The sequence below is a fragment of the Alteromonas sp. KUL17 genome (assembly GCF_006538305.1).
Lineage (GTDB): Bacteria > Pseudomonadota > Gammaproteobacteria > Enterobacterales > Alteromonadaceae > Alteromonas > Alteromonas macleodii.
The window spans coordinates 204152-227640 of sequence record NZ_BJKJ01000002.1 but is presented as its reverse complement, the minus strand read 5'-3'; the positions used below and the strand labels follow the sequence as shown (position 1 = coordinate 227640).

Below are 23489 nucleotides of genomic sequence, written 5' to 3'. Positions count from 1 at the left end.
ATAGCTTTTTCCAAAATTTCGCCATTATCAGCCATATAGGGTAGCGGTAATGTCAGTCACTCGTGTAAACTATCGCTTTTATTTCAGGCAAGCCTTAGCGCACAGAAAAATTCTTCCTATGCTTTGGCCATGCAGTCATCATGTAAATTGAGGAAAACATGGAGCTTGACGCTATTATCAATCAGGCACAAAGCCAGATTGACGCTGCACAAGATGCAGCCACATTAGACCAAGTTAGGGTCGAATTCATGGGTAAGAAAGGTAAACTTACCGACTTACTTAAAGGGCTTGGAAAGTTATCTAACGAAGAACGTCCTGCCGCAGGCCAAAAGATTAACCAAGCTAAGCAGGTTATTCAGCAAGCTATTTCTGCAAAAGGTGAGTTTTTACGCACTGAAGAGCTTAACAAAAAGCTAGCAGAAGAGGCAGTAGATGTAACTTTGCCTGGTCGCACAGAAAAGCCAGGAAACTTACACCCGGTTAGCCGCACGATTGCACGTATCGAATCATTCTTTGGCGAGCTTGGCTTTTCAGTTAAGACTGGACCTGAAATTGAAGATGGTTTTCACAACTTTGACGCGCTGAACATTCCTGCGAATCACCCAGCGCGTGCCGACCATGATACCTTTTATTTCAACCCAGACATGATGCTTCGTACGCAAACCTCTGGTGTTCAAATTCGTACTATGGAAGCGGAAAAGCCACCATTGCGTATTATCTCGCCAGGCCGCGTGTATCGTAACGACTACGACCAAACACACACGCCGATGTTCCACCAAGTGGAAGGTTTGATGGTTGATAAGAATGTCAGCTTTACCGATCTTAAAGGTATCTTGCACGACTTCTTACATCACTTCTTTGAAGAGTCACTAGAAATTCGCTTCCGTCCGTCTTACTTCCCGTTTACTGAGCCTTCAGCTGAAGTGGACGTAATGGGTAAAAACGGTCAGTGGCTTGAAGTATTGGGCTGCGGCATGGTGCACCCAAATGTACTTAAAGCGGTAGGTATCGACCCAGAAGAGTACACAGGTTTTGCCTTTGGTATGGGCGTAGAGCGTTTAACAATGCTTCGTTACGGTGTTAACGACTTACGCGCGTTCTTTGAAAACGATCTTCGTTTCCTTAAGCAGTTCAACTAAGGCAGAGAGTACACATGAAATTCAGTGAAAAATGGTTAAGAGAGTGGGTTAACCCGTCGCTGTCGGCACATGAGCTGTCTGAACAGTTGAGCATGGCTGGCCTAGAAGTAGACGGCGTTGAGCCAGTGGCAGGCGATTTTAAAGGCGTGCTAGTAGGTGAAGTAGTGGAGTGCGGCCAGCATCCTAACGCCGATAAACTGCGCGTGACTAAAATAAACGTAGGTGGCGATGAGCTACTTGATATCGTTTGTGGTGCGCCTAACTGCCGTCAGGGCATTAAAGTAGCAGTTGCTGTTGTTGGTGCTGTATTGCCAGGCGACTTTAAAATTAAGAAAGCAAAGCTTCGCGGCGAGCCGTCATTCGGTATGCTATGTAGCTTCTCTGAGCTAGGTATTAGCGACGATCACGATGGTATTATCGAGCTTCCAGCCGATGCACCTATTGGCACAGACATTCGCGATTATCTTGGTCTTGATGACAACGCAATCGAAGTAGACCTAACACCAAACCGTGCAGACTGCTTGGGTATTCGCGGCATTGCCCGTGAAGTTGGCGTACTTAATAACCTTGACGTGTGCGAGCCTGAAGTAGCTGCGGTAAACGCAACTATTGAAGATAAATTATCAATTACGCTAAGCGCTGATGACGCATGCCCGCGTTATTTAGGCCGTGTGGTTAAGGGCGTTAACGTTAAAGCAGCGTCACCACTTTGGTTAGTTGAAAAGCTACGTCGCTGCGGTATTCGCAGCATCGACCCCATTGTAGATGTGACTAACTTTGTATTGTTAGAGCTTGGCCAGCCAATGCACGCGTTTAATCTTGCCAGCATTGAAGGCAACATTAACGTGCGTATGGCTAATGAAGGCGAAACGCTTACACTACTTGATGAAACCGAAGCTAAGTTACAAAGCAATACTTTAGTTATTGCTGATGACAACAAAGCGTTAGCTATGGCAGGTATTTTCGGCGGCTTACATTCTGGTGTTACCACCGAAACCCAAGATATTTTACTTGAAAGTGCTTTCTTTAGCCGTGATGCGATTATGGGCCGTGCCCGTCAGTACGGTTTGCATACCGATGCGTCGCACCGTTACGAGCGTGGTGTAGACCCACAGCTTCAGCGTAAAGCCATGGAGCGCGCTACTGCACTGGTACTAGAAATTTGCGGTGGTGAAGCTGGCCCTGTTGTTGAAGCAGTGGCTGAAGACAAGCTACCCAAGCAGGCTACGGTTACGCTTCGTCGCGAACGTTTGTCTCGCGTACTAGGCATTAGCATTGACGATGCAAAAGTAACCGAAATGCTAAACCGCCTTGGTTTAGACGTAACGCAAACCGAAGCTGGCTGGGAAGCAGTTGCGCCAAGCTATCGTTTCGATATTTCAATTGAAGAAGATTTGATTGAAGAAATTGCGCGCGTATACGGTTACAACAACATTCCAAACGTGGCACCAAAAGCGACGTTGGCAATGCTGCCTTCGCAAGAAGCCAAGCTTCCGTTAAACACAATGAAGTCATTGCTTCTAAGCCGTGGCTACAATGAAGCAATTACCTATTCGTTTGTAGACCCTAAAATTCAAAACGCATTATTCCCAGACGTAAAAGGTATGGTGTTACCACACCCAATTTCATCTGATATGTCGGTAATGCGTGTAAGTTTATGGCCGGGATTAGTTGGTGCTACTGCTTATAATCAGAAGCGTCAGCAACAACGTGTTCGCATGTTTGAAACCGGATTACGCTTTATTCCTCAACAAGATGCGCCAAATGGTGTATTGCAACAGCAAGTAATTGGTGGTGTAGTAGCAGGGCGTCGTAATGAAGAACACTGGGACTTGGGCGACAGCCCGGTTGATTTCTTCGATGCAAAAGCCGACGTTGAGGCGTTATTGGCACTTACAGGCAGAACCGGTGAGTTCCAGTTCGTTACAGGGCAACACAGTGCGTTACACCCTGGCATGACGGCAAAAATTTTGCTTAATGATGAAGAAGTTGGCTATATTGGTGCTATACACCCGCAGTTCACTAAATTGCTTGGTGTTAACGGCCGTGTATTTGTGTTCGAACTAGTGGTAGATGCCATTACTGATCGCAAGTTACCGTCAGCCGTACCAGTATCGCGCTTCCCATCGAATCGCCGTGATATTGCTATTACGGTTAAAGATGAAGTGCGTGTAGGGAATGTTCTTTCTTACATAGAAAATATTGGCGTAAATCAACTAGTTGCTCTAAACTTGTTCGATGAGTACAAAGGCAAGGGAATTGAGCCTGGCTATAAGAGCCTTGCTTTGTCACTTCATTTACAAGATCCGGATAAAACCTTGGAAGAAGCTGAGATTCAGCAAGCTGTAGATACTGTGGTTAAAGGTCTGGAATCTGAGTTTGGGGCCGCGTTAAGAGAGTAAACTATGGCATTGACCAAAGCCGAGATGGCTGAACACCTATTCGAGAAACTAGGCATTAACAAGCGTGATGCGAAGGATCTGGTAGAGCTTTTTTTCGAAGAGATTAAAGGCGCTCTGGAATCTGGTGAGCAAGTAAAACTGTCAGGTTTTGGCAACTTTGACCTGCGTGATAAAAATGAACGTCCTGGCCGCAATCCAAAAACCGGTGAAGACATTCCAATTAAAGCACGTCGTGTGGTTACATTCCGCCCGGGTCAAAAATTGAAAAGCCGAGTTGAAAACTCTGCACCTGTCGACCAATAATCTTTAGGTCGTTACAATACTGAAAAAGAGCGGGGTCTCTCGCTCTTTTTGTATTGCTTCTTTTATACAGTGCCGTCGCACTGGTTTTCATATGCAATTTCTTTGGAGGAAAGTGTGAAGAAAGCACTTGTCGTTCTTGCTATTATTGTTGCTGCTACGTTTTCATGGTTTGCTTATCTGTCGCTAGATGCAGACAAGCGAGACCAAGACGCAGCGCAAGTTCCGCTAATCACAGTCATGGAAATTCTTCACGCTAGTGATTTGCAGGAAGGCGTTAAGCAGGCTGTGAAAGATGGGAATATCGAAGTAGTAGATTCTTGGATGATACAAGCCCGTGAAGTAGGGCAGGCTGCCAACCTGTCATCTGAAGATATGGATTATCTTAATTCCGAAACTGCGAAAGATTACGTCGTATTCAATGCTAAGCGCCAGCTGTACAACGAAGCGTTTGAAGCGCGTTATTATGCGTTGGAAGAGGTAGAAACGCTTAAAGAGCAATATCCGGAAGCCAAAGACTTGTTTCCCCGCACTGATGCACTGATTGAAAAGCGTGACGCTATAATTCAACAAATTGCTGTAGCCATTGCAGGAAGCGAGCAGCCTGATGAAGCCGCGCTTAAAGAAGCACGTGAGCAATGGTTAGCCCAGGCTAGCAAGTAGCCAAGTAACGCACTCTCTCAATCTATGTTCAATCTACTGAAATATCTGCAAACTTAGCACTAGTGAGCGTAGCTAGATCAGAAGGGGCGAGTGCCACTTCTAAACCTCGTTTTCCAGCGCTTACGTGAATAGTTTGCAGATTTTCAGCGCTGTTATGGATAACGCTTGCTAAGCGCTTTTTTTGCCCTATGGGGCTTACACCACCTAACACATAGCCTGTTGCAACCATTACCGCGTTTGCTTGCGCCATTTCTACCTTTTTAACACCTAACGCTTTAGCCATTTTCTTTTCGCTAAGTTTGGTGTTTACAGGGACCACGGCCACGGCAAGCCTGTTATTATCTGTACTCACTACCAATGTTTTAAAAACGGTATCCGCATTAAGGTTTAGCTTTTCAACCGCCTCTAGCCCGTAAGATGACGCATTTGCGTCGTGTTCATATTTTAAAACGCTGTGAGCGATACGCTTTTTAGTAAGCAAAGTGATTGCAGGTGTCATTCAACCTCTTTTTTGTAAAATGTTCGGCTGTGTATCGGCTGGCTGGGCAGCAGAGGAGTAGCTGCGTGTGTTGCGTAGTCGTTAAAGCCAGTTGTAAAAAATTTTGACAGTGGGTGGCCGGATTGTCCGCCAGGTAGTGTTAGAATGGCATCCTCTAAATGGCCAGGGCTGACAAATAGTCGCTCAGAGGCACCAAAACTAGGTGCTTGTACAGCAGGCATGTATGTATCACCAAAACCTTCTACTTGTTGCATGTTTAACATATCACCAACTAGAGGAATTTGATCAGCAAATGGATGTTTAACAGAAAGTGCGTTCACCTTGCCCCAGGCTAATGTTTCCATATTAGCTTCTACTGGTGAATACTTGTCTAACAGCTTGTGTTTGGCGCGCCTGTAAGCGTCTACAAGTAGCTCGTCGAAGCTTTCAGTATCGTGAGGTAGCCAAGAGTCAGGCTGACTATGAATAAGTTGCCACACAGCAGGTTCAATGCCACGTAAGAGTGTACGGCTGTTTACACCTTGTTGGTCTAACGTTGAAAGTACGCCTCCAAAAAGGGTTTGTACCACTTCCTGCCTAAAGTGCTTAACTAACGTGTAGCCAACCGAATCTTCACATGCGCATTCGTCCCATGTGTTTAGGTAAGCGAGGTCGGGTTTAAATTCAATGTCTTGCATATTGAGCAGCCCATACAAAAGGTGCTGCCAAGGAATAAGAAAGCGGGCATGATTATCTAACTGAATGGCGTAAAAGTCAGTCTCAGTAAAGGTGTCTTTTTCAAATAAACGGTCTCTTATTTGTTGTCCGCGAGCACCTAGCGCGTAACCACCGTCGCCCCAGACTTTGAAGTCATCAGCCGAAATTACTCTAGCATTTGCAGTCCATATTCTTCCCATATCGGGGTTTAAAACCATGGGAAGCTTCGATGCGCGCTTTGGTGGTGTGTTTACTGCTTCTTGTTCTTTTATAGCAGTGAATGAAGCCTGCTGCCTTTCCATAACTGCGCCGCCAGGAAGCCAAGCCGCATTGCCGCTTTCATCAACAATCACGAGGTTTTGCGTGGGAATAGCAATGCGTTGGCCCATCTTTATCGCTGCTTGGACATTTTTTGCATTGCCGAAGTTTATTATTCCCAAGTTAGCAGCAAACGGATGATGCGCTACCCAATTAAGTGCATAGCGCTTGCCATTGAGTTCTTTCACTGGCCCATACGAACTTACTTCAAACTCAAATGTGTGCTCACCATCAGGTAAAGGAATACGCTCTGTTACCGTACTTGTGGCCGTCGATTCGCCTAGCTCAATCCAATCTACATTGTCTAAATTTGCATTCGTAAAACCCCAAGCGATATGGCCGTTGGTGCCTACAACAATGCCAGGAATGCCCGGAAGGGAAACCCCGGTTACTTGCACATCGCTGCCCGATTCTTGATAGTTTAGCTGGGCGCGATACCAGATGATGGGAACCCGTAAGCCCAAATGCATGTCGTTTGCTAAAAGGCCTGCGCTTGTAGTGGTGTGACTCCCGGTCACCGCCCAGTTATTGCTACCAATATCAGGAAGTTCAGTACCGTTATATTGTGCACGGGCAATAGCAGTATTGTCGCTATCGTTTGAGTACTGAGTAGTCGCGTCTTCAGGCTCTTGCTTAATGCTCTCGCCATTACTATCTTCTGGTGAGTGAGTAATTGGGCGTAGCGATGCAGGGTACTCTGGAATAGGTGCTTCAAGCAATGGTATCTCGCTGGCATCAAGCGCTGCCTGATAATTACTCGGCTGAGTAATGAAGCTGTATACATCATTCCCAAATGTTGAAAGCAGTGCCTCTCTCGCTAAATCAAGTTCTACTTGGCTACCTTGTAAATCCAAATACATACTGTAAATCACAAGAATACTGTCGGTGGGGCGCCATTGTTTTATATCAACGCCTGCAGCTAGGTATTCAAAAGGTGGCAACGTATACTCAGACAATGCGTCATTTACGCCGTGGGCGTAACGTACAAGTAGTTCTTGTTGTTTTGAGGGAAGGTTATCGAATACGGCTTTTGCTCGTTTCTCAAATTGATGAAAGCGGGCTTTTTTATCGATATCTAGGGCAATGTCGCCCACCCATTGTGACAAACTGCCCGATGCGGCGCGGCGCTGTAAATCCATTTGAAAAAAGCGATCTTGAGCATGCGCAAAACCCAGTGCATAGGCTGCGTCGAAAATATCGTTGGCTTTAATAACAGCTTGGCCTAGTTCGTCACGGCTTAGCTCAGTAGGTGCGTTTACGTGATAGGTGGCGCTATTTCCGTCAAGTGCGGGCAAACTCATACGAAGCGAGATGTACAATCCCAGTACCGTTAAAAAAAGCAGTGCTAAAACACTTAAAACCAACCACTTGAACCAATTTATCACGTGTAAAACTCCCTATTTTTCTCTATCCTAACCACAGAACTTGCAAAATTGAAGTGATGTTTTATGACACATACTAAGGCGGTGCCGTGGGGCCATTAATGTTGGATTGTCAGGCCGAAGAACTTCTGCCTGAAGAAAAGGAAAAGTTAACACATCCAGTAGTGGGTGGCGTTATTTTATTTAGCCGCAACTATCACGACAAGCGTCAGCTCTCTGCGCTGGTTCAAGATATAAGACGCTTTGCAAAGCGTCCAGTACTGATCGCCGTCGATCATGAAGGAGGCCGCGTTCAGCGTTTTCGTGAAGGCTTTACTGCCATACCTGCAATGGGCGATATTTTAAGGCAGTCAGAGCATCAAGATGAAAGTGCTGCATACGCAAAAGCGTGTGGATTAGTATTGGCTTATGAACTTAAAACCTTAGATATCGATTTTAGCTTTGCACCGGTGCTTGATATAAATGGTGTATCGCAAGTTATTGGTGACAGAGCATTTTCAGACAGTGCAGACGACGTTATTCGTCTTGCCGCTCATCTAATCCAAGGTCTAAAAGCCGTAAATATGCCAGCTATTGGAAAGCACTTTCCTGGGCATGGCAGTGTAGCGCCAGATTCGCATGTAGCGTTACCCGTCGATGAACGCGAATTTGATGAGATACGCAGTACCGATATGGTGGTCTTTGAACGCTTAATTGAGCGTGCGTTGCTTGATGGCGTTATGCCTGCCCATGTTATTTATAATCAGGTGTGCGATAAGCCAGCGGGTTTCTCAACTAAATGGCTGCAGGATATCCTTAAACAGGATCTAGGCTTTGGCGGCGCAGTATTTTCTGATGACTTGTCTATGCACGGCGCAAGTGTTGCGGGAAGTTACGTGGAGCGTGCTGAGGCAGCGCTGGAAGCAGGTTGCGACATGGTACTTGCGTGCAACAATCCGAAAGGGGCTGAGACTATCCTTGATGGATTGGAAATGCGCTTTGCTAATCCGTCTAACAACGATTTACAAAAGCGAGAGCGCGTTATGGCGCTTTATGACCGTGTCATGCCTGCGGGGCTCAATGATAAATACGACAGTGCGGTTGAGCTGGTGAAGCGTTTAAGCGAACGGTAGTTTTTATAACTACCGTTTTTCATTTTCTGTTTTTAATGCCGTTTGCTTATACTGGTACTTCTTCTACGCCAGCTTCTACATTCATAAATCGCGCAAAAGTGAAGAGAAAATCGCTTAAGCGATTTAAATAAGCATGTACCACTTCTGGCACGTCATAATGTTTAGATAGGCTAATGACAGCACGTTCAGCTCGGCGGCATACTGCGCGACAAACATGAGCCTGGGCAGCAGCCTTACATCCGCCAGGCAGCACGAACGACGTATTAGGCGGCATTTGACGGGTAATATTGTCTATAAGGCTTTCTAGGTTCTCAATATCAGTTTTTGTCAGCGTTGAGCTTGCTGAAATAGCAAAGCCAGCTTGAAACAGGTTGCGCTGAATGTCCTGGAGCATTGGCTTATGTTTGTCAGTAACATGCGCTGCGAGTAGCCCGATATGGCTATTGAGTTCGTCCATATCGCCGTAGCTTTGTACTACTAAATCATCCTTATCTACACGAACGGCTTTGTCAGCGTAAATTTGCGTGCTGCCCTTATCACCAGTGCGAGTGTAAATCTTCATAAAAACCTATATCTCTCTATCAATCGCAAATGTTGTCTTTTGTATTTAAAACCAAAGCACTTACACTAAGCGTTTACTTAAATCACTCACTAACGTCAGGGCGATTGTAGCGACGAATTTGTACTACAAAACCAAACAGCGGGTGGTCGAAATAATGCAGTTGCGTACTGATTACACGTCTTTGCTCAGCTAACGGAACCGAAACCAGTTTGTACGCTGTTGATGTCGCTTGACGGGGCTTAGCAGCATTACCAGAGCTGTCATCTTCACTGCTGAAGTAGCTCATTGGCACCGGCTGGCGATAAAACATCTCGCCATCTACATGAAGGTAAGGTACGCGGTTAATATACTTAAGAAATACTTTGATAGTGCCGTCAATTTCCCAAATGGGGGTTCTTAACGAAGCGTCGGTAGTGTCATCTTCACCTTGCTCTACAATAATCGGCGTATCAAGCGCTTTAAATGCGCCATACTCTATAGCCTGTGGGTTTGACAAACGGCGGTCCAAATCGGCAAAAATATCTGAAACAGCAAGAAATTGATCAGTGCCTTGCGCTGCAGTTTTATCAGCTTCAAAAGCAGTACTTACATCACTTAGGCTGTTTTCATCTGTGCTCGATGTATTTCTATGGTTATCATTATCAGTAAGAGTGGCGGTGGAGCCGTAACCAAACTCTGGAGTGGAATCGTCAGTTTCATTGTTTACATTATCAACGTGTTTTGAAGCTCGCATATCACCGTTCAAGTCAAACTGCTGCGCGTAGTTTTGCCCACCATAAAGACGCACGTTGAAAGCTTTGTTTTTACCAAACATAACTGGCTGACGCCAGGTTGCGTGGAACAAACGTTCTAGCTCGCGATTAGAACGTATTTGGCGAGAAATTGAAGACAGTGCTTGCTGATTACTGGTAAGCAGATGCGCTTTTGAAGCAAGCGGCCAGTCGTGTCCTTCAATGATAATAGGTAAACTTGCTGGAGCGGGTAGCCTATTATCCGGCTGATTCACCTTCCATACGATTACAGGTTGAAGCGCGCTGCTTCTAGACTTGCTCTCGCTTATCGAAACGCCTGAGTTTAGTTCGTCGTCGCCTGGAACAACAACGTTCAGTGCAGTGGTTACCTCAGCGCTAAGCCATGGCTTCGCTTCTTCACAGTACTTAAATACAGGCACCGTGACAGGTGAGGAATCTTTTACGCCGAAGAAAGACGTCCAATAGCTGGCGATGGTTGCAGCATCAGGAGCGGGTGTGACGTCGTCAGTGATGATACCCTCATTTGAGTAGTCAAGGCTATCGCTATAGTCGGAGTCTGACGACGAATAAGAAGCCCCAAACTCATCGCCATTAATGTTTTCGCTTTGTGCCTGACTCGCTACGTCTGCTGTAGGAGTTGGCTCATTGGCTGTTAAACCAGATGTTTCATTATATCCATAGCCCGCTTCTTCAGAGTAAGAGCTAGGAGACATGTCACCGTACTGCGCACTGTTATCTTTAGGCAGCGACAAGAAATCTACATCTTTTGCGGGCACGCTCAAAAGTCCGTTGCTAGGCCACTTAACCGATGTATCAGCGCCGCAAACGGCTAACCCTTGTTTTAGATAGCTTATATCAGGCGAAATGATATCGCTGATGATGTCTGCCTGAGCGCGAGGGGCTGACAAGTTGTCAGCCAAAGAAAACTGCTCTTCTAACTCAGTTAGTGCCACGTTGCGCTTAAACGCAATAACTTCCACATCGAACCACCAGTTGTCATTGGCGTTAGCTGTAGTTGAAATTGTCGTTAAGAAAACGGCGCTTATTGATGCAACTAACGGGCACCAGCGAGATAACTTCATGTTACCGCGACTCCTTTGCAAAATCGGCAATAATATCGCTAATAAACGCGATGCGCTCTTTAGCTGTTTCGGTCTTTTTCACCAAACGCAGTTTTTGGCTTCCTTCAAACTTAAAGGTGTTTGGTTTGGTTTGCACCAAACTAATAATATAGCCTGGGTTAACCTTAGTGGTTTCTTTAAACTCTATGGTACCGCCTTGGGACGACAAGTCTACTTTTAGAATGCCTAACGCCTGGGCTTTTAGTTTAATTTCAGCCACTTCTATCAAGTTTTTAGCTGGCTCTGGCAATAGACCAAAGCGGTCAATACATTCTACCTGGAATTCATCAATGTCGTCTTGCGACGTACAGCTTGCCAGACGCTTATATAGCGATAGGCGAGTGTTAACGTCGGCAATATAGTCTTCAGGCAATAGGGCTGGAATACGCAGTTCAACTTCGGTATGGCCCGAAGTCGCGTCGTCTAATGAAGGCTCTCGGCCTTCTTTAAGGGCGTTAACGGCTTTATCGAGCATATCCATATACAAACTGAAACCAATACTCGCTATTTGCCCTGATTGGTCATCGCCTAACAGCTCACCGGCACCACGAATTTCTAAATCGTGGGTAGCAAGCGCAAAACCTGCACCTAAATCTTCAAGCTGCGATATTGCTTCTAAACGTTTTACTGCATCTTTGGTCATGCGCTTTGGATGAGGCGTTAATAAGTAGGCGTACGCTTGATGATGCGAGCGACCCACACGACCACGAAGCTGGTGCAGCTGCGCTAAACCTAAATGGTCGGCTCTATCCATAATAATGGTATTCGCACTTGGTACGTCGATACCTGTTTCAATGATGGTAGTACACACAAGTACGTTGTAGCGCTGGTGATAGAAGTCGCTCATTACGCCTTCAAGTTCACGCTCGCGCATTTGACCGTGCCCCACTGCAATACGGGCTTCGGGAACGATTTCAGCGATTTCTTCGGCCGTTCGCGCAATGCTATCCACTTCGTTGTGAAGGAAGTAAACCTGACCACCACGCAATATCTCACGCATAATGGCTTCGCGAATAACGGCTTTATTACGCTGCTGCACAAAGGTCTTAATTGATAAACGACGGGCTGGGGCTGTGGCAATAATCGATAAGTCGCGCATGCCTGATAACGCCATGTTAAGCGTACGAGGAATTGGCGTAGCGGTTAACGTTAAGATATCTACATCGGCACGTAAGGACTTAAGTTTCTCTTTTTGACGCACGCCAAAGCGATGTTCTTCGTCGATGATCACCAGCCCCAAATCTTTGTATTTAATATCGCTAGACAGCAGTTTATGTGTGCCTACTACGATATCTACTTTGCCTTCGCCGATCCGCTCAACCACAGATTTTTGTGCTTTACCGCTTACAAAACGGCTCATGACTTCAATTTCAAACGGCCATGCCGCGAAACGGTCTTTGAAGTTCTCGTAATGTTGCTGCGCAAGTAGGGTAGTGGGCACCAAAATAGCCACCTGTTTACCAGCATTAGCAGCAAGGAAGGCCGCGCGCATGGCAACTTCGGTTTTACCGAAACCTACGTCACCGCAAACGAGGCGATCCATAGCCGATGGACTGCCCATGTCGTGCATAACCGCTGCAATGGCTTGGGCTTGGTCAGGCGTTTCTTCAAAGGGGAAGCTGTCTGAGAACGCTTGGTAGTCGTCCCAGTTAATTTTATACGCAAAACCTGGCTTGGCTGCGCGGCGGGCATATACATCTAAAAGCTCGGCGGCCACGTCACGAACTTTTTCGGCGGCTTTTTGCTTGGCTTTTGTCCATGCGTCTGAGCCCAAGGCGCTTACTGGCGCGCTATCGGCGTCGCCACCGGTGTAGCGTGAAATTAAGTGAAGCGAGGCCACAGGCACGTAAAGCTTAGATTGCTTAGCATACTCGATGCACAAATATTCGGTTGCTACGCCGCCCGCGTCCAACGTTTGAAGACCCAAATAGCGGCCAACACCGTGATCGAGGTGCACCACAGGCTGACCAATAGAAAGTTCGGCAAGATTACGGATAATGGCGCTTTCGTCGGTGGCGGTGCGTTTATCGCGAAGACGGCGCTGACTTACTTTCTGGCCTAATAGTTCGGTTTCGGTAATAAATAACAGTTCGCCTTCCTGGGTTTGCCAGCGGAAACTGTTATCAACCATACCCACGGTAATGCCAATGTTGTCGTGACTTGCGATAAAATCGCTAAAGCTATCAACAATCTTTGGTTTGATGCCTGCTTTTGCGAGTACGGTTAGCAAACCCTCTCGGCGACCTTGGGTCTCAGCACAAAACAGTACCTTAGCCCCGTTGTCAGTGGCTTGATTTACCGTTTTAATGAGTCTTTCAGCAGGTACTTTTTTCTGCGAGTTAATCGCGATGTCGTCAAGCTTTTCACACTGTAGGTTGCTAGTACCTGATTTTTCTTCAAGTACCTTGCTGGAAAGAGATGCACGAGGCCACTGTTTTATGGCACCAAATAGCTCATTTATAGGTAAAAATAGCTCGTCTGGTGCAAGCAGTGGACGGGCTAAGTTATAACGATACTGCTCGTAACGTTCTTGTACGTCGGCCCAGAAAAACTCGCTGGCGTCTTGCACATCACCGTGAAGTAATAGCAGGCTTTTAGGGTGAAGATAGTCAAAAAGCGTGGCGGTTTTTTCAAAGAAGAGGGGAAGATAATATTCCACACCGCTCGGCATGGTGCCCTTGCTTACCTGAGAAAATACGCTTTCAGATGCATTGTTTGCGTCGAACTTTTCTAAAAACTGCTGGCGGAAAAGCGTGATTGCCTCTTTGTCTGTAGGAAATTCTCGTGCTGGTAGCAAGCGAATTTCGTTAACAGCCTCGCCAGAGCGTTGGGTTTCAGTATCGAAATAGCGAATGGAGTCGATTTCGTCATCAAACAAGTCTATTCGAAATGGCTGGTCGCTTCCCATCGGAAAAAGGTCGATGATGCTGCCGCGCACCGAGAATTCGCTGTGGCTCATTACCTGACTAACATGCAGGTAGCCGGCTTGCTCGAGATTGCGTCTGAACTGATCTCTATCTAAGGTGTCGCCCTTGTTTAGCATAAGCAAATACTTTGCTAAATAATCGGTAGGGGCTAAACGCTGCATTAACGTGTTAACAGGCACTATGAATATGCCTTCGCCTTGCTGTGTAAAGCGGAATAGGGTTTCTAATCGCTGAGAAACAATGTCTTGATGGGGCGAAAACGAATCGTAGGGCAGTGTTTCCCAATCTGGAAACAGAGTAATAGGTGTATGCTTTGTATTATCGCTTAAGAAGAAGGCTATTTCTTTTTCGAGCTTCATTGCCGACGGTGTATCGGCGGTAATCAGTACAATAGGGCCTTTGTATTGGCTGAGTGCTTGGCTGATACATAGTGCGGCACTGCTGCCTTGAAGTTGGCCCCAGTGTTTGTGATCTTGTGATGAGGCTTCTTTTTTAGGCGCAGGTAATGGAAGCGATAATAAAGTGGCTGTCATGACGTCCTGTTTTTTAAGTGCAAGATGAGTTTTACGGCTTATATACTGATGTTAGGGTCTATTCAGATCCCGCTTTTTTTCTTTTGCCCGCTTTCTTAGCTGTTGCGTTTGAATATGCAAGCTAGCGCGAACTAAAAGCTCCTGGTCTTGCTCTCGAATGGTGTTAAAAATAAAGGCGATATGGTAACGGTCTTCTACTTGCTCGCAAGTAATTACTTCGCCAAAACAAAATATTGCTGCTGCTTCGGCATCCAAGAAAAGTTTAAGTTCCGCTTTGGCGCCCACATCCAATGCTTCTTTTGACTCGATGACCACACCGCCACCACCGAGCTTTACGGTTTTGAAGCGAAACTCTGGCTCGTCTTGCTGGTGCAAAACGAACGACATCATCAAGTCAATTTTTCGAGATTGATGGTTTAAGTAGTCAGCCAGCGACTCAGCGTGGTCACTTAGGTTGCGAAGCGGACGAATTGCCTGTGCTTCAATAGCGGCCATTTCGCTGGCAATGCGAAATGCATACGGCATCGACTCCTCTAAGTTTTCTTCATCAGGCACTACTTCGTCTTCACCTAACGGGCGCATATTGGCGTTTATGCGATGTGCGATAGAAAAATATTCATCGAATTGGGCTTTTTTTTGTTCTAGGCTAAGTTCGCTCACATCATTCCTCTGCCACTAATTCTTGTGCAGTTAGTAACTTATAAGTAGTATACCGATCACACGTAGTATACCCACTTTACTATTTTGGGGTTAACCCGTCATCTCGTCTTTGGGCTACTTATCTGAATTTCTCATTCATTAAGCATAGCTAAACATAAGGCAGATTACCGTATTACTGAAAAGCAAGGCGCTATGTTTTATCCTCTTTCTGCATTCATTGCTTATCGTTATGCCAAGTCTAACAAAGCAAGCCAAACCAGTTTTGTTTCATTTATTAATCGATTTTCAGTGGCGGGTATTGCACTGGGATTGATGGCGCTCATTATCGTTGTGTCTGTTATGAACGGCCTAGAAGGTCAACTAAAACAGCGCATCTTAGGCATTGTCCCCCATATTGAAATTACAAAGACACCCATCATAAGCGAGAGTCCTAGCAGGACATCCAGCGAGAACGAAGTTACAGAGACACCCACGCAAACTGCAGAAAAAACGCAGACAGTTACTTTAAAAGAAATTAGCGAGACACCCATCGAAGGCGTTGTTGCCACTATGGCTTACAGGGAAGCTGAAGCAGTAGTGCAGTCTCGCTCGGACTTGCGTGGTGTTCAGGTTCACGGTGTTCAACCTGAAGTAATGATTGAGCACACTTTGGTAGCAAACCACATGGAGCAGGGGCGATTTAGCGATTTAACTGAGGGGAGTTTTGCTGCCATTATTGGGCGCTCACTTGCCATTAAACTTGAAGCGCGGGTTGGAGACAGATTGCGGGTTATGGTGGCAGGCGCAAGTGTGTATACACCTTTTGGAAGAATGCCAAGTCAACGGCTTGTAACCGTGGTGGGTGTCTTCGATATGGGCTCGCAGATGGATGACAAAGTGATGTATATGAACCTTAAGGATGTGAACCGCTTAATGCGAGATCCTAAAGGTAGCGAACAATCGCTTCGACTCTTTTTAAATGACGCTTTTAACTACCAAGCAGTTGTTAGCGCGCTCACCGATAGGGTGGGTGTCTCTGTAAATAATATGAAGACTTGGCGTGAGCGTCAGGGGCCGCTATTTGATGCCGTCAAGATGGAGAAGAACATGATGACGCTCATGTTGCTGCTTATTATCGCGGTAGCGGCATTTAATATCGTTTCGGCACTGGTAATGGTGGTAACGGAAAAACAAGGCGATATCGCAGTACTCCAAACTCAAGGTATGTTACCCAGTTCGGTAATGTGGATTTTTGTGTTAAACGGCTTGTTTAACGGCATCAAAGGCGCTGGCATTGGTCTAGTATTAGGCGTAGTGATTACGCTCCAATTAAATAACATTTTGGACCTTATCGGGTCGCCGTTAGCCTTAGCGGCAGACGGTAGAGGGCTGCCAATTGAAATGGACGTTGTACAAATTGCAGGCATTGCTTTGCTGTCTTTGCTACTGTGTGTTTTAGCCAGCGTTTATCCAGCGCGCAAAGCGATGAAAATTGCACCGTCGCAAGCGCTCCAAAACGAATAAATCGCTGAATTTACCGTGCAAGTTAGTGCAAAATTCACTATACTCGCGGTCTTTTAAATTTTGCCCAGTGAGACGTCATGAACAAGAATTTTATCACCTCGCAATCGCTTCTACAGGATTCCTTTCGCCTAGCGGCAAAGGTGTATGAAGACGGCTTTCGCCCTGACTTTATTATTGGTATCTGGCGTGGTGGTGCTCCCATTGGTATCGCGGTTCAAGAATTCTTTGAATTTAAGAATACATCAACCGACCATATCGCAGTACGTACATCGTCTTACTATGGAATAAACAAACAATCGAAAGAGATCCGTGTGCACGGATTACACTACTTGGTAGAAAACGCGAATGCTGATGACAAGTTGTTGATTGTTGATGATGTTTTCGATTCAGGCCGCAGTGTAGATGCACTTATTAAGCAAATTAATAAACTAATGCGCTTGAACATGCCTAAAGATATTCGCATTGCATGTCCGTGGTACAAACCGCAAAACAACACGACAGACATCGTGCCAGATTATTACGTTAACGAAAGTGATGAATGGCTGGTTTTCCCTCACGAAATTGCGGGATTGTCGGAAGAAGAAATTCGTGAAGGCAAAGGCGAGCTGGCTGACGTTATGGACATTTTGTTCAAAAAGTAGTGAGTAAATGCTTGATATAAGCGACTAGGAGTTGCTGTTAAACGTATCTAAACCGCACTCTTGTGCGGTTTTTTTATCTTCCAACTTCGCTGGAAAAGATAGGGTAAATGTGGTGCCCACGTTTACTTCACTTTCTACGCTAATGGTTCCCCCCATCGCTTCAACGATGGAGAACGAGATATAAAGTCCTAATCCAGTGCCTTTGCCGGTTGGTTTGGTGGTGTAAAACGGTTCAAAGAGCTTTTGAAGGGCATGCTTTTCTATACCACAGCCCGTATCTTTTACCGTTATGACGGTGTGATCTTTTTCTTCAAACGAAGAAATAGTTAATTTATCCCCATCTTCCATCGCTTGCGCAGCATTTACGAATAAATTGACTAATACTTGGTTTAATTTTCCTGTTTTTCCCTTAATTAAAGGCACATCGCTTAGGTGCTGTTGAATCTTTATTCGGTGCTTCAATTCACTGTTTACTAATCGCAAGGCATGAGCTATGCAGTCGTTCACGTTTACGGTTTCATCATCGGGAATATCTGCATCGTGGGAAAAAGAGCGAAGACTGGTGATAATGTCTGTAACTCTATTTAGGCCTTCCTCTGATTCGCTGCAAATATCTGCAATTTCGTCGCTTAATGAATCAATCTTATTTTCAACCTTCCACTGTTTCGCAGCTTCAGCTACCTTCAGCCTCTCATCGTCGGTTGCGCTAGCTGCCAATTGTAAGACGATGTCTTGCATTTGCGATAGCGCAGGCAGCACGTTCCGTAAAAAGTGAATGTTGCTATTAATGAAAGCAACAGGGTTATTAATTTCATGGGCAACACCAGCGGCAAGTAAACCTAGCGATGCCATTTTTTCTGAATCGATAAGGCTTTTTTCTACAATGGCTTTTTCTTCTTTCAACCTCACCGTTTCAAGCGCCATTAGCTTAGCCTGCATCCCCATGGCCATTTGCTCGGTAAAGGTACGGTATCTGTTAGCCATATCCACAAATTCTTGGGTGTAATAACCCAGAGCTTGATGGCAAAACACAATAACTGCGTGTTGCTGATGTACTTTAAATGGACAATAAAGTACAGAGGTGACGGGCGTGTCGAATAAGGATAGGTGGCGTTGCCACGTCGCTTGCTGCTTGATGTTGAATAGTGCTATAGGCTCACTTTTTACCGCGCGGGAGAGCGTGTCATCGATTTGCCATACGGTGTTAAGTAGCGGTGGATGGGTGCTGTTAATGCACCTCATTTTGCCAGCGCTTTCATTCTCAAGAACAAAGCAAACTTGATAATTATACAGTCCTTTGAACACACTAAACATTTTTTTATAAAGGTCTTGTTCGTCCTCTGCGGTAAGTAATACGCGAGTGCCTTCTAGCAAAGCATCGCTTTCCTTCTTATGTGCCTCAGCCTGCTGTTTAAGGCGGTAAACAAGCGCTAGATCTTCTAAAACATTTTCGTAATCTTTATTCATTGAGAGAACACTACCGCTGATATCATAAGGTTGCCGTGTCTGTTCTTGCCATCTAAAAAGCGCCCTTGCTCGCCAAAAGTAAACGGGCCGCAAATAGGTAATGCTGGAAATTTTTCTTGCAGCGAATTCAGCATGAAATTAATTTCGTCTCCAACCATCAAGCGACATCCTGCGCAGTAAATCATTAGTACGCCAACAGGCTTTCTATTTTCGGGCAGCAACATAACTGCATTGTTTATCACACGCTCTGCACGAGATGTAAGGCTAGAAATGCTACCTTCCATCAACACCAACTCTTCACCTTCTTCTACTTCTGAAAAAACATGTAGTGCACCACTTTCATCGACAGAATCGGGGTGGCACAGAAGGTAATTCACCGCACCGTTGTCTAATTCTACTGGTCTGCCTAGCGGTGCTGACGATGTTAGTCCTAAAATTTGACCGCCATATAGCTGTTGAGCGATAAGGTTATTGGTCGCTTTGTTATAAACGGTGCTTGCACCGCTATTGTTAAGCTGTTGTAGTTGGCGTCCTTTCGCTTTCGTTGCTTTAAATAGGGTATCGGTTGGCTTGTATCCTGAGCTATAACTCACCCCTAATGGAGTAGAGGGATACATAACTGCAACTACCACAGTGTGTGGTCCGCACGCATCTTTTGTAACGGTTGTCCAGTCGCCTGAAACCGTGTTGTCTGCCATTGAACCACCAAAAATAGGAACTTGAGTCCCTACAATGCTGGCGAAACCTTCAAGTATTCTTTCTTCTTCTCCTGGCGGCAACGCACACCAAATTAACGCTGGGCTTTCATAAGGTCTTCCCGCATTGTTTAGCGCATTTTGTAACGCGATGGCGCCAGCTTCAAAGGCGCTGTAGCAGGAGGCGTCTGCACTTCCAACGCCGTAGGCTCCACCATCGTCATTCACACAAAAAAGCGCTAACTGGCACCCCGCGTCAACGGTACTGCCGTCGCAAAGTAGCGCTCCTAAACAAGAGCTGGAAATGAAATAAGGCGCGGTAAACGCGCTAAGGCCATGTTGAAGCTCGTTGAAAGGTAAGTCTGCATTGCCGTAGCCAATAACGAGTGAAGGTGTATTTTCACTAAATAACCTATCTATTTCGGACGCCATACTAGATGCGTCGTTACACTCCAACGAAAATGTTTGTATATACATTCGGCCTTTACCACTCAACCATACTCTTTAATAATAGATTGAAATTAGGAAAAGCTTATTAAACATTAGTTGAAGAGTTACACGAGTTACAGTAACTGTGTTGAAGAGAACTTAATTATCGAGGTAAAACTTGTCGTGAAAGGTATAAACCCACGTTGGCTGGTAGATCACTAAAAGCGTTATCGCCATACCGTTTAACAGAGCTTCAGGAAAGACCAAAAGTGGTATAAGCAAAACGTAGTTGTCAAAAATGATGTCCCAAGTATATGTACCTTCAATGTAATAAAACGCACCGAGCGTTAGCGTCTTTAATGCAATAGAAAGAGCGGCAGGGAAAAAGGCACAAACAAAAATGTACACGAAAAGTTGTCGAGGGATACGGTGAAAAGAAAGCATATAAAATAGATAGGTTATGCCAATAGGTAGAACGGTGCCGAGTAGCCCATTAACGCCAAAGTTTTCCCAACTACCGTAGCCGACTGCATTTGCGCCTAGTAGCGCGATAAACGATGCAATAATAGCGTTTCTAAAGCCGAGCATTAATGTCAAAACTGAAAGGCCTAGAAAATGAACATCTAGGCCCTCGAAGATGCCTGCTTTAAACAACCAGAGAACGAAAAGCGAAGCAGCAGTACCAAAAATAAGATGTTGCTGCTGCTTGTTACTCGCAAAATGAGTAAAGTCCACATGCCTGACCGCACCGAGTAAAAATACACCGTAAATCAGCAATGCTAGCAGTTGTAGTGAACTCACTTTTACTCCTTAGTTAATGGCGGGGAGCAGTATTTAGTACTGTTTACCCTTTATATTCAGCCCAAATAGGCGCATGATCAGACGGCTTTTCGATGCCTCTCAGCTCATAATCAATACCGGCGTCATGTAGTTTTGTATGAAGCGGTTTTGTTGCCAAAATCAAATCTATGCGAAGGCCACGATTATCGTTGAATCCTTTTGAGCGGTAATCGAACCATGAAAACTTGTCATTTGTCTCTGGGTTGAGTGTTCGAAAACTATCTTCAAAGCCCCAGTCAATTACTGTGTTCAACCACTCACGCTCTTCCGGCAAGAAGCTGCATTTTCCAGTTTTCAGCCAACGTTTGCGGTTGTCTTCACCAATGCCAATGTCCAAGTCTGTATGAGAGATGTTGACATCGCCCATAACAATTACATTGTCATCTGGTGTGTGGTTATCATCTAAATAAGTCATTAAGTCTTTGTAGAACTTACGCTTAGCTGGGTACTTGGTTTCATGCTTTTCGTTTTCGCCCTGAGGGAAGTAACCATTTAGAACGGTAACGGGCTGGCCAGCATCATCGGTGGTTTTTAAAATAATCATGCGACGTTGGGCGTCTTCGTCATCTGTTGGGAAACCCATCGACACAGAAAGCGGCTCTTTCTTCGCCAAAAAAGCAACGCCGTAATGGCTCTTTTGTCCGTGGAAATAAACGTGATAGCCCATGGCCTCAACGGCTTCTACCGGAAACTGTTCGTTGTGAACTTTAATTTCCTGTAAGCCAATAATATCGGGTTGGTGTGCGTCGATAACCGCCTGAAGTTGATGTAGACGAGCGCGAATACCGTTTATATTAAATGAGATTACTTTCATGCTTTTTTAGTGGTTGCTTCGAATTTGGCTAGAGTTTACCAGAAACTGCACGGCCGCTTAACGACGTTTTGCCACTATATTAATGCATTCAGTCGATTGGCTAGATTAAGTTTATTTATAGCTAATGGTGAAATCGCTGTGTATAAAAGCTCGTCATTAGCATAAATTTAGTCATCCCTTAATCACACGTTTGCCTCATGGTAGGGAGTGTCATTTGGTGCCGTGCGCTTACCGAGTGAAATCAAGAACTCAAACCAAGCATTTGCGTCTTGCACCGCGTTCTTAACAAAGCTTTCATTATCTAGGCCGAGCTCGGGTAAGAGTGTTTCTACTTCTTGTTTGAAAGACACCCATGCTTTGGCACACCCTGCCATCGCTTGATAATACTTGGTAGGAATATCTAACTTCATGGCTTCTAACCGCCTAACAATAATGTTGGCGCCCATTGATGAGCCCAACCATACATAGATGGCTGCGATAGCCTGGCTGGTGGTTGAATTAGAGCAAGGAATTAACTGTGCGATAGCCTGGGCGTTTAAGACTGGCTCATCTTTGTTTTTTATTCTTGTAGTAGGTTCGAGCTTGGCATGGGTGTCATTGTAACGTTGTTGAGCAGACAGTGTTACGGACGACAACGCGTGGGTGTCATTATTAAGCGCTAGTAGAACAACCTCGCTATTGAGCATTGAGGCGATGCGGCTAAGGGAAGGGGTCTGGAGTGCAGCCTGTTTTACGGTTTCTGCTGTTGTTTGGTGAAACACCCTCATGATGTTAAGGATGGCAAGATAGGCCTCATGGTTAAACTCACTATCTTTGTGGTACATCGAGAAGGGAAAGGTATTTTCCAAGATAGCGTGGTTGGCATGGGTGTCTTGCTTAAGAGCAGTAAATAGATTGCGCATGAGGTAAAGGTCTTTGCGTTTAAGCTTTCACAGCGTTGAATGATTTGCTCTAACTTTATCATGGGTGTCTTCGTAACGGGCGAAAAATGTCAATGTTAATAATGTAATGGCTGATTGAGTGAAAATTGGGAGATGATTCCCGTAATTTTAGGGGTAAACTTGGGTGTCTTCTTAATAATGTTTTTGATGATGAAGAAGAGCTATGGATGGGTGTCTTTGTAAGTGGGTTAGCCGAGGGGGCTTTTTTAACGCTTATTGCATTGCGCCTATTACTGGGGCAGGTATACTTGCCGCAAAATTTTAGATAGGTGAAATAACGTGTTTCCAGAAACAGTTGCAGACAAATTGAGTGAAGCGGTTATCGAGCAAGCGATGAAGCTAAGTGCAGAAGACCGACAAGAGCTTGTAGTGAGCTATATAGCAAAAGCAAATGAAATTTGGATGGTGCAAGGTAGTGAAGGTTTTGTGATGTTTGAAGGTGGTGAAAGCGTTCAGCTGCCGGTATTCCCGCATCACGATTTAGCTCAAAAGTTTGTAGATATAAACGAAATTGAAGGCCAATGCGTGAATATTACACTCGATGAGTTTATGCAAACTTGGTTGCCAGGCCTTGATAAGAATGGCGTTGAGCTAGTAATGTTCCCCACCACGAGTGATGTTGAAAACCTAGTTATGACTGCAGATGACTTAGCCTCAGAGCTTAGCGGAAATTAAGCAAGGTATAGAGATCATGAGTTCTCTCGAAACTTTGCTTCCTCTGGCTTCTTCTTTGGCTAACGCGAAAGGGTGGGACGATTTTACTCGTACACTGATGCTTGCGGGTAAATCGCTTGTCCCGCTTCCAGCGGAAAAACGTCTGACTGAAACAGAAGTAGAAGGGTGTGAAAGCCCAGTATGGCTCGCCACTTCTGACGAACAAGGCAGTTTGATGGCTTACTCGCCTAGCAAAGTGATTCGCGGCGTGCTTGCAGTATTGTTAGAAAAAGCAAACGAGTTAACCCCGCAGCAGCGCAGTGAATTCGACTTTGAGAGATATTTGTCTCGCTGTCAGCTGGAACGCTACTTAAGTCAGTCCCGTGGAAACGGGATTAAATCTGTAATAGCTAAATTAAAGGGCATCTAGCCGCTAAAC

20 protein-coding genes are annotated in these 23489 nt (G+C 45.4%); 9 read left to right on the top strand and 11 right to left on the bottom strand.

Annotated features, from left to right (window positions below; translation table 11 throughout):
- The first annotated feature begins 158 nt into the window (after window positions 1-158).
- The 4 genes from pheS (at window position 159) to KUL49_RS02730 (ending at window position 4504) form a co-directional block, all read left to right on the top strand.
- A complete protein-coding gene (pheS, locus tag KUL49_RS02745; RefSeq protein ID WP_012518127.1) occupies window positions 159-1139 on the top strand; it encodes a phenylalanine--tRNA ligase subunit alpha in 981 nt (326 codons plus the stop codon).
- A gap of 14 nt (window positions 1140-1153) precedes the next feature.
- Window positions 1154-3541 (top strand): phenylalanine--tRNA ligase subunit beta, encoded by a 2388-nt coding sequence (gene pheT, locus KUL49_RS02740; protein WP_039227110.1) that lies wholly within the window; start codon window positions 1154-1156, stop codon window positions 3539-3541.
- A gap of 3 nt (window positions 3542-3544) precedes the next feature.
- Window positions 3545-3844: an integration host factor subunit alpha gene (ihfA, locus tag KUL49_RS02735; RefSeq protein ID WP_014949129.1), complete on the top strand. Its 300-nt coding sequence runs from the start codon at window positions 3545-3547 to the stop codon at window positions 3842-3844.
- Between the two features lie 114 nt (window positions 3845-3958).
- The gene (locus tag KUL49_RS02730) at window positions 3959-4504 is read left to right on the top strand and encodes a hypothetical protein (RefSeq protein ID WP_131136231.1); all 546 of its coding nucleotides are present in this window, start codon (window positions 3959-3961) and stop codon (window positions 4502-4504) included.
- Between the two features lie 28 nt (window positions 4505-4532).
- Here the strand turns inward: KUL49_RS02730 and ybaK are convergent, their stop codons facing one another.
- A complete protein-coding gene (gene ybaK / locus KUL49_RS02725; protein ID WP_131136230.1) occupies window positions 4533-5003 on the bottom strand; it encodes a Cys-tRNA(Pro) deacylase in 471 nt (156 codons plus the stop codon).
- Entirely contained in the window at window positions 5000-7402 is a 2403-nt protein-coding gene (locus KUL49_RS02720; protein WP_131136229.1) for a penicillin acylase family protein, read from the bottom strand. Before KUL49_RS02720 ends, ybaK begins: the two co-directional genes overlap by 4 nt.
- A 98-nt stretch (window positions 7403-7500) precedes the next feature.
- Between KUL49_RS02720 and nagZ the strand changes: the two genes are divergently transcribed.
- On the top strand, window positions 7501-8511 hold the full coding sequence (gene nagZ, locus KUL49_RS02715; RefSeq protein WP_131136306.1) for a beta-N-acetylhexosaminidase: 1011 nt from the start codon (window positions 7501-7503) through the stop codon (window positions 8509-8511).
- A gap of 46 nt (window positions 8512-8557) precedes the next feature.
- On the opposite strand, the gene KUL49_RS02710 is transcribed toward nagZ, so the two are convergent.
- The 4 genes from KUL49_RS02710 to KUL49_RS02695 all read right to left on the bottom strand — a co-directional run bounded on the left by KUL49_RS02710 (window position 8558) and on the right by KUL49_RS02695 (window position 15066).
- Window positions 8558-9073 (bottom strand): cob(I)yrinic acid a,c-diamide adenosyltransferase, encoded by a 516-nt coding sequence (locus tag KUL49_RS02710; protein ID WP_131136228.1) that lies wholly within the window; start codon window positions 9071-9073, stop codon window positions 8558-8560.
- 82 nt (window positions 9074-9155) lie between these two features.
- Window positions 9156-10907 carry a CsiV family protein gene (locus KUL49_RS02705; RefSeq protein WP_131136227.1) on the bottom strand — a complete coding sequence of 584 codons (1752 nt, stop codon included), beginning with the start codon at window positions 10905-10907 and terminating at the stop codon, window positions 9156-9158.
- Window position 10908: 1 nt separating this feature from the next.
- On the bottom strand, window positions 10909-14406 hold the full coding sequence (mfd, locus tag KUL49_RS02700; protein ID WP_131136226.1) for a transcription-repair coupling factor: 3498 nt from the start codon (window positions 14404-14406) through the stop codon (window positions 10909-10911).
- A 51-nt stretch (window positions 14407-14457) separates the two neighbouring features.
- Window positions 14458-15066, bottom strand: coding sequence for a PilZ domain-containing protein (locus KUL49_RS02695; RefSeq protein ID WP_131136225.1), 609 nt, complete (start codon window positions 15064-15066; stop codon window positions 14458-14460).
- Between the two features lie 192 nt (window positions 15067-15258).
- Between KUL49_RS02695 and KUL49_RS02690 the strand changes: the two genes are divergently transcribed.
- Both KUL49_RS02690 and KUL49_RS02685 read left to right on the top strand, forming a co-directional pair.
- A complete protein-coding gene (locus KUL49_RS02690; RefSeq protein WP_131136224.1) occupies window positions 15259-16569 on the top strand; it encodes a lipoprotein-releasing ABC transporter permease subunit in 1311 nt (436 codons plus the stop codon).
- Between the two features lie 77 nt (window positions 16570-16646).
- On the top strand, window positions 16647-17210 hold the full coding sequence (locus KUL49_RS02685; RefSeq protein ID WP_014949139.1) for a phosphoribosyltransferase: 564 nt from the start codon (window positions 16647-16649) through the stop codon (window positions 17208-17210).
- A gap of 24 nt (window positions 17211-17234) precedes the next feature.
- Here KUL49_RS02685 and KUL49_RS02680 read toward each other — a convergent pair whose 3' ends face one another.
- The 5 genes from KUL49_RS02680 to KUL49_RS02660 form a co-directional block, all read right to left on the bottom strand.
- Window positions 17235-18677 carry a sensor histidine kinase gene (locus tag KUL49_RS02680; protein ID WP_075176382.1) on the bottom strand — a complete coding sequence of 481 codons (1443 nt, stop codon included), beginning with the start codon at window positions 18675-18677 and terminating at the stop codon, window positions 17235-17237.
- Window positions 18674-19849, bottom strand: a complete 1176-nt coding sequence (locus KUL49_RS02675) for an FIST signal transduction protein (protein WP_131136223.1) — start codon at window positions 19847-19849, stop codon at window positions 18674-18676. The genes KUL49_RS02680 and KUL49_RS02675 overlap by 4 nt, the downstream gene beginning before the upstream one ends.
- A gap of 111 nt (window positions 19850-19960) precedes the next feature.
- Complete coding sequence (locus tag KUL49_RS02670; protein ID WP_049586496.1) at window positions 19961-20602, bottom strand: energy-coupling factor ABC transporter permease; 642 nt, start codon at window positions 20600-20602, stop codon at window positions 19961-19963.
- 43 nt (window positions 20603-20645) lie between these two features.
- Complete coding sequence (xthA, locus tag KUL49_RS02665) at window positions 20646-21455, bottom strand: exodeoxyribonuclease III (RefSeq protein WP_131136222.1); 810 nt, start codon at window positions 21453-21455, stop codon at window positions 20646-20648.
- A 182-nt stretch (window positions 21456-21637) separates the two neighbouring features.
- A complete protein-coding gene (locus tag KUL49_RS02660; protein WP_131136221.1) occupies window positions 21638-22357 on the bottom strand; it encodes a hypothetical protein in 720 nt (239 codons plus the stop codon).
- A 318-nt stretch (window positions 22358-22675) separates the two neighbouring features.
- Between KUL49_RS02660 and KUL49_RS02655 the strand changes: the two genes are divergently transcribed.
- Both KUL49_RS02655 and KUL49_RS02650 read left to right on the top strand, forming a co-directional pair.
- Window positions 22676-23071 carry a DUF2750 domain-containing protein gene (locus KUL49_RS02655; protein WP_131136220.1) on the top strand — a complete coding sequence of 132 codons (396 nt, stop codon included), beginning with the start codon at window positions 22676-22678 and terminating at the stop codon, window positions 23069-23071.
- Window positions 23072-23087: 16 nt separating this feature from the next.
- Window positions 23088-23480 carry a SufE family protein gene (locus tag KUL49_RS02650; protein ID WP_131136219.1) on the top strand — a complete coding sequence of 131 codons (393 nt, stop codon included), beginning with the start codon at window positions 23088-23090 and terminating at the stop codon, window positions 23478-23480.
- Window positions 23481-23489: the final 9 nt, after the last annotated feature.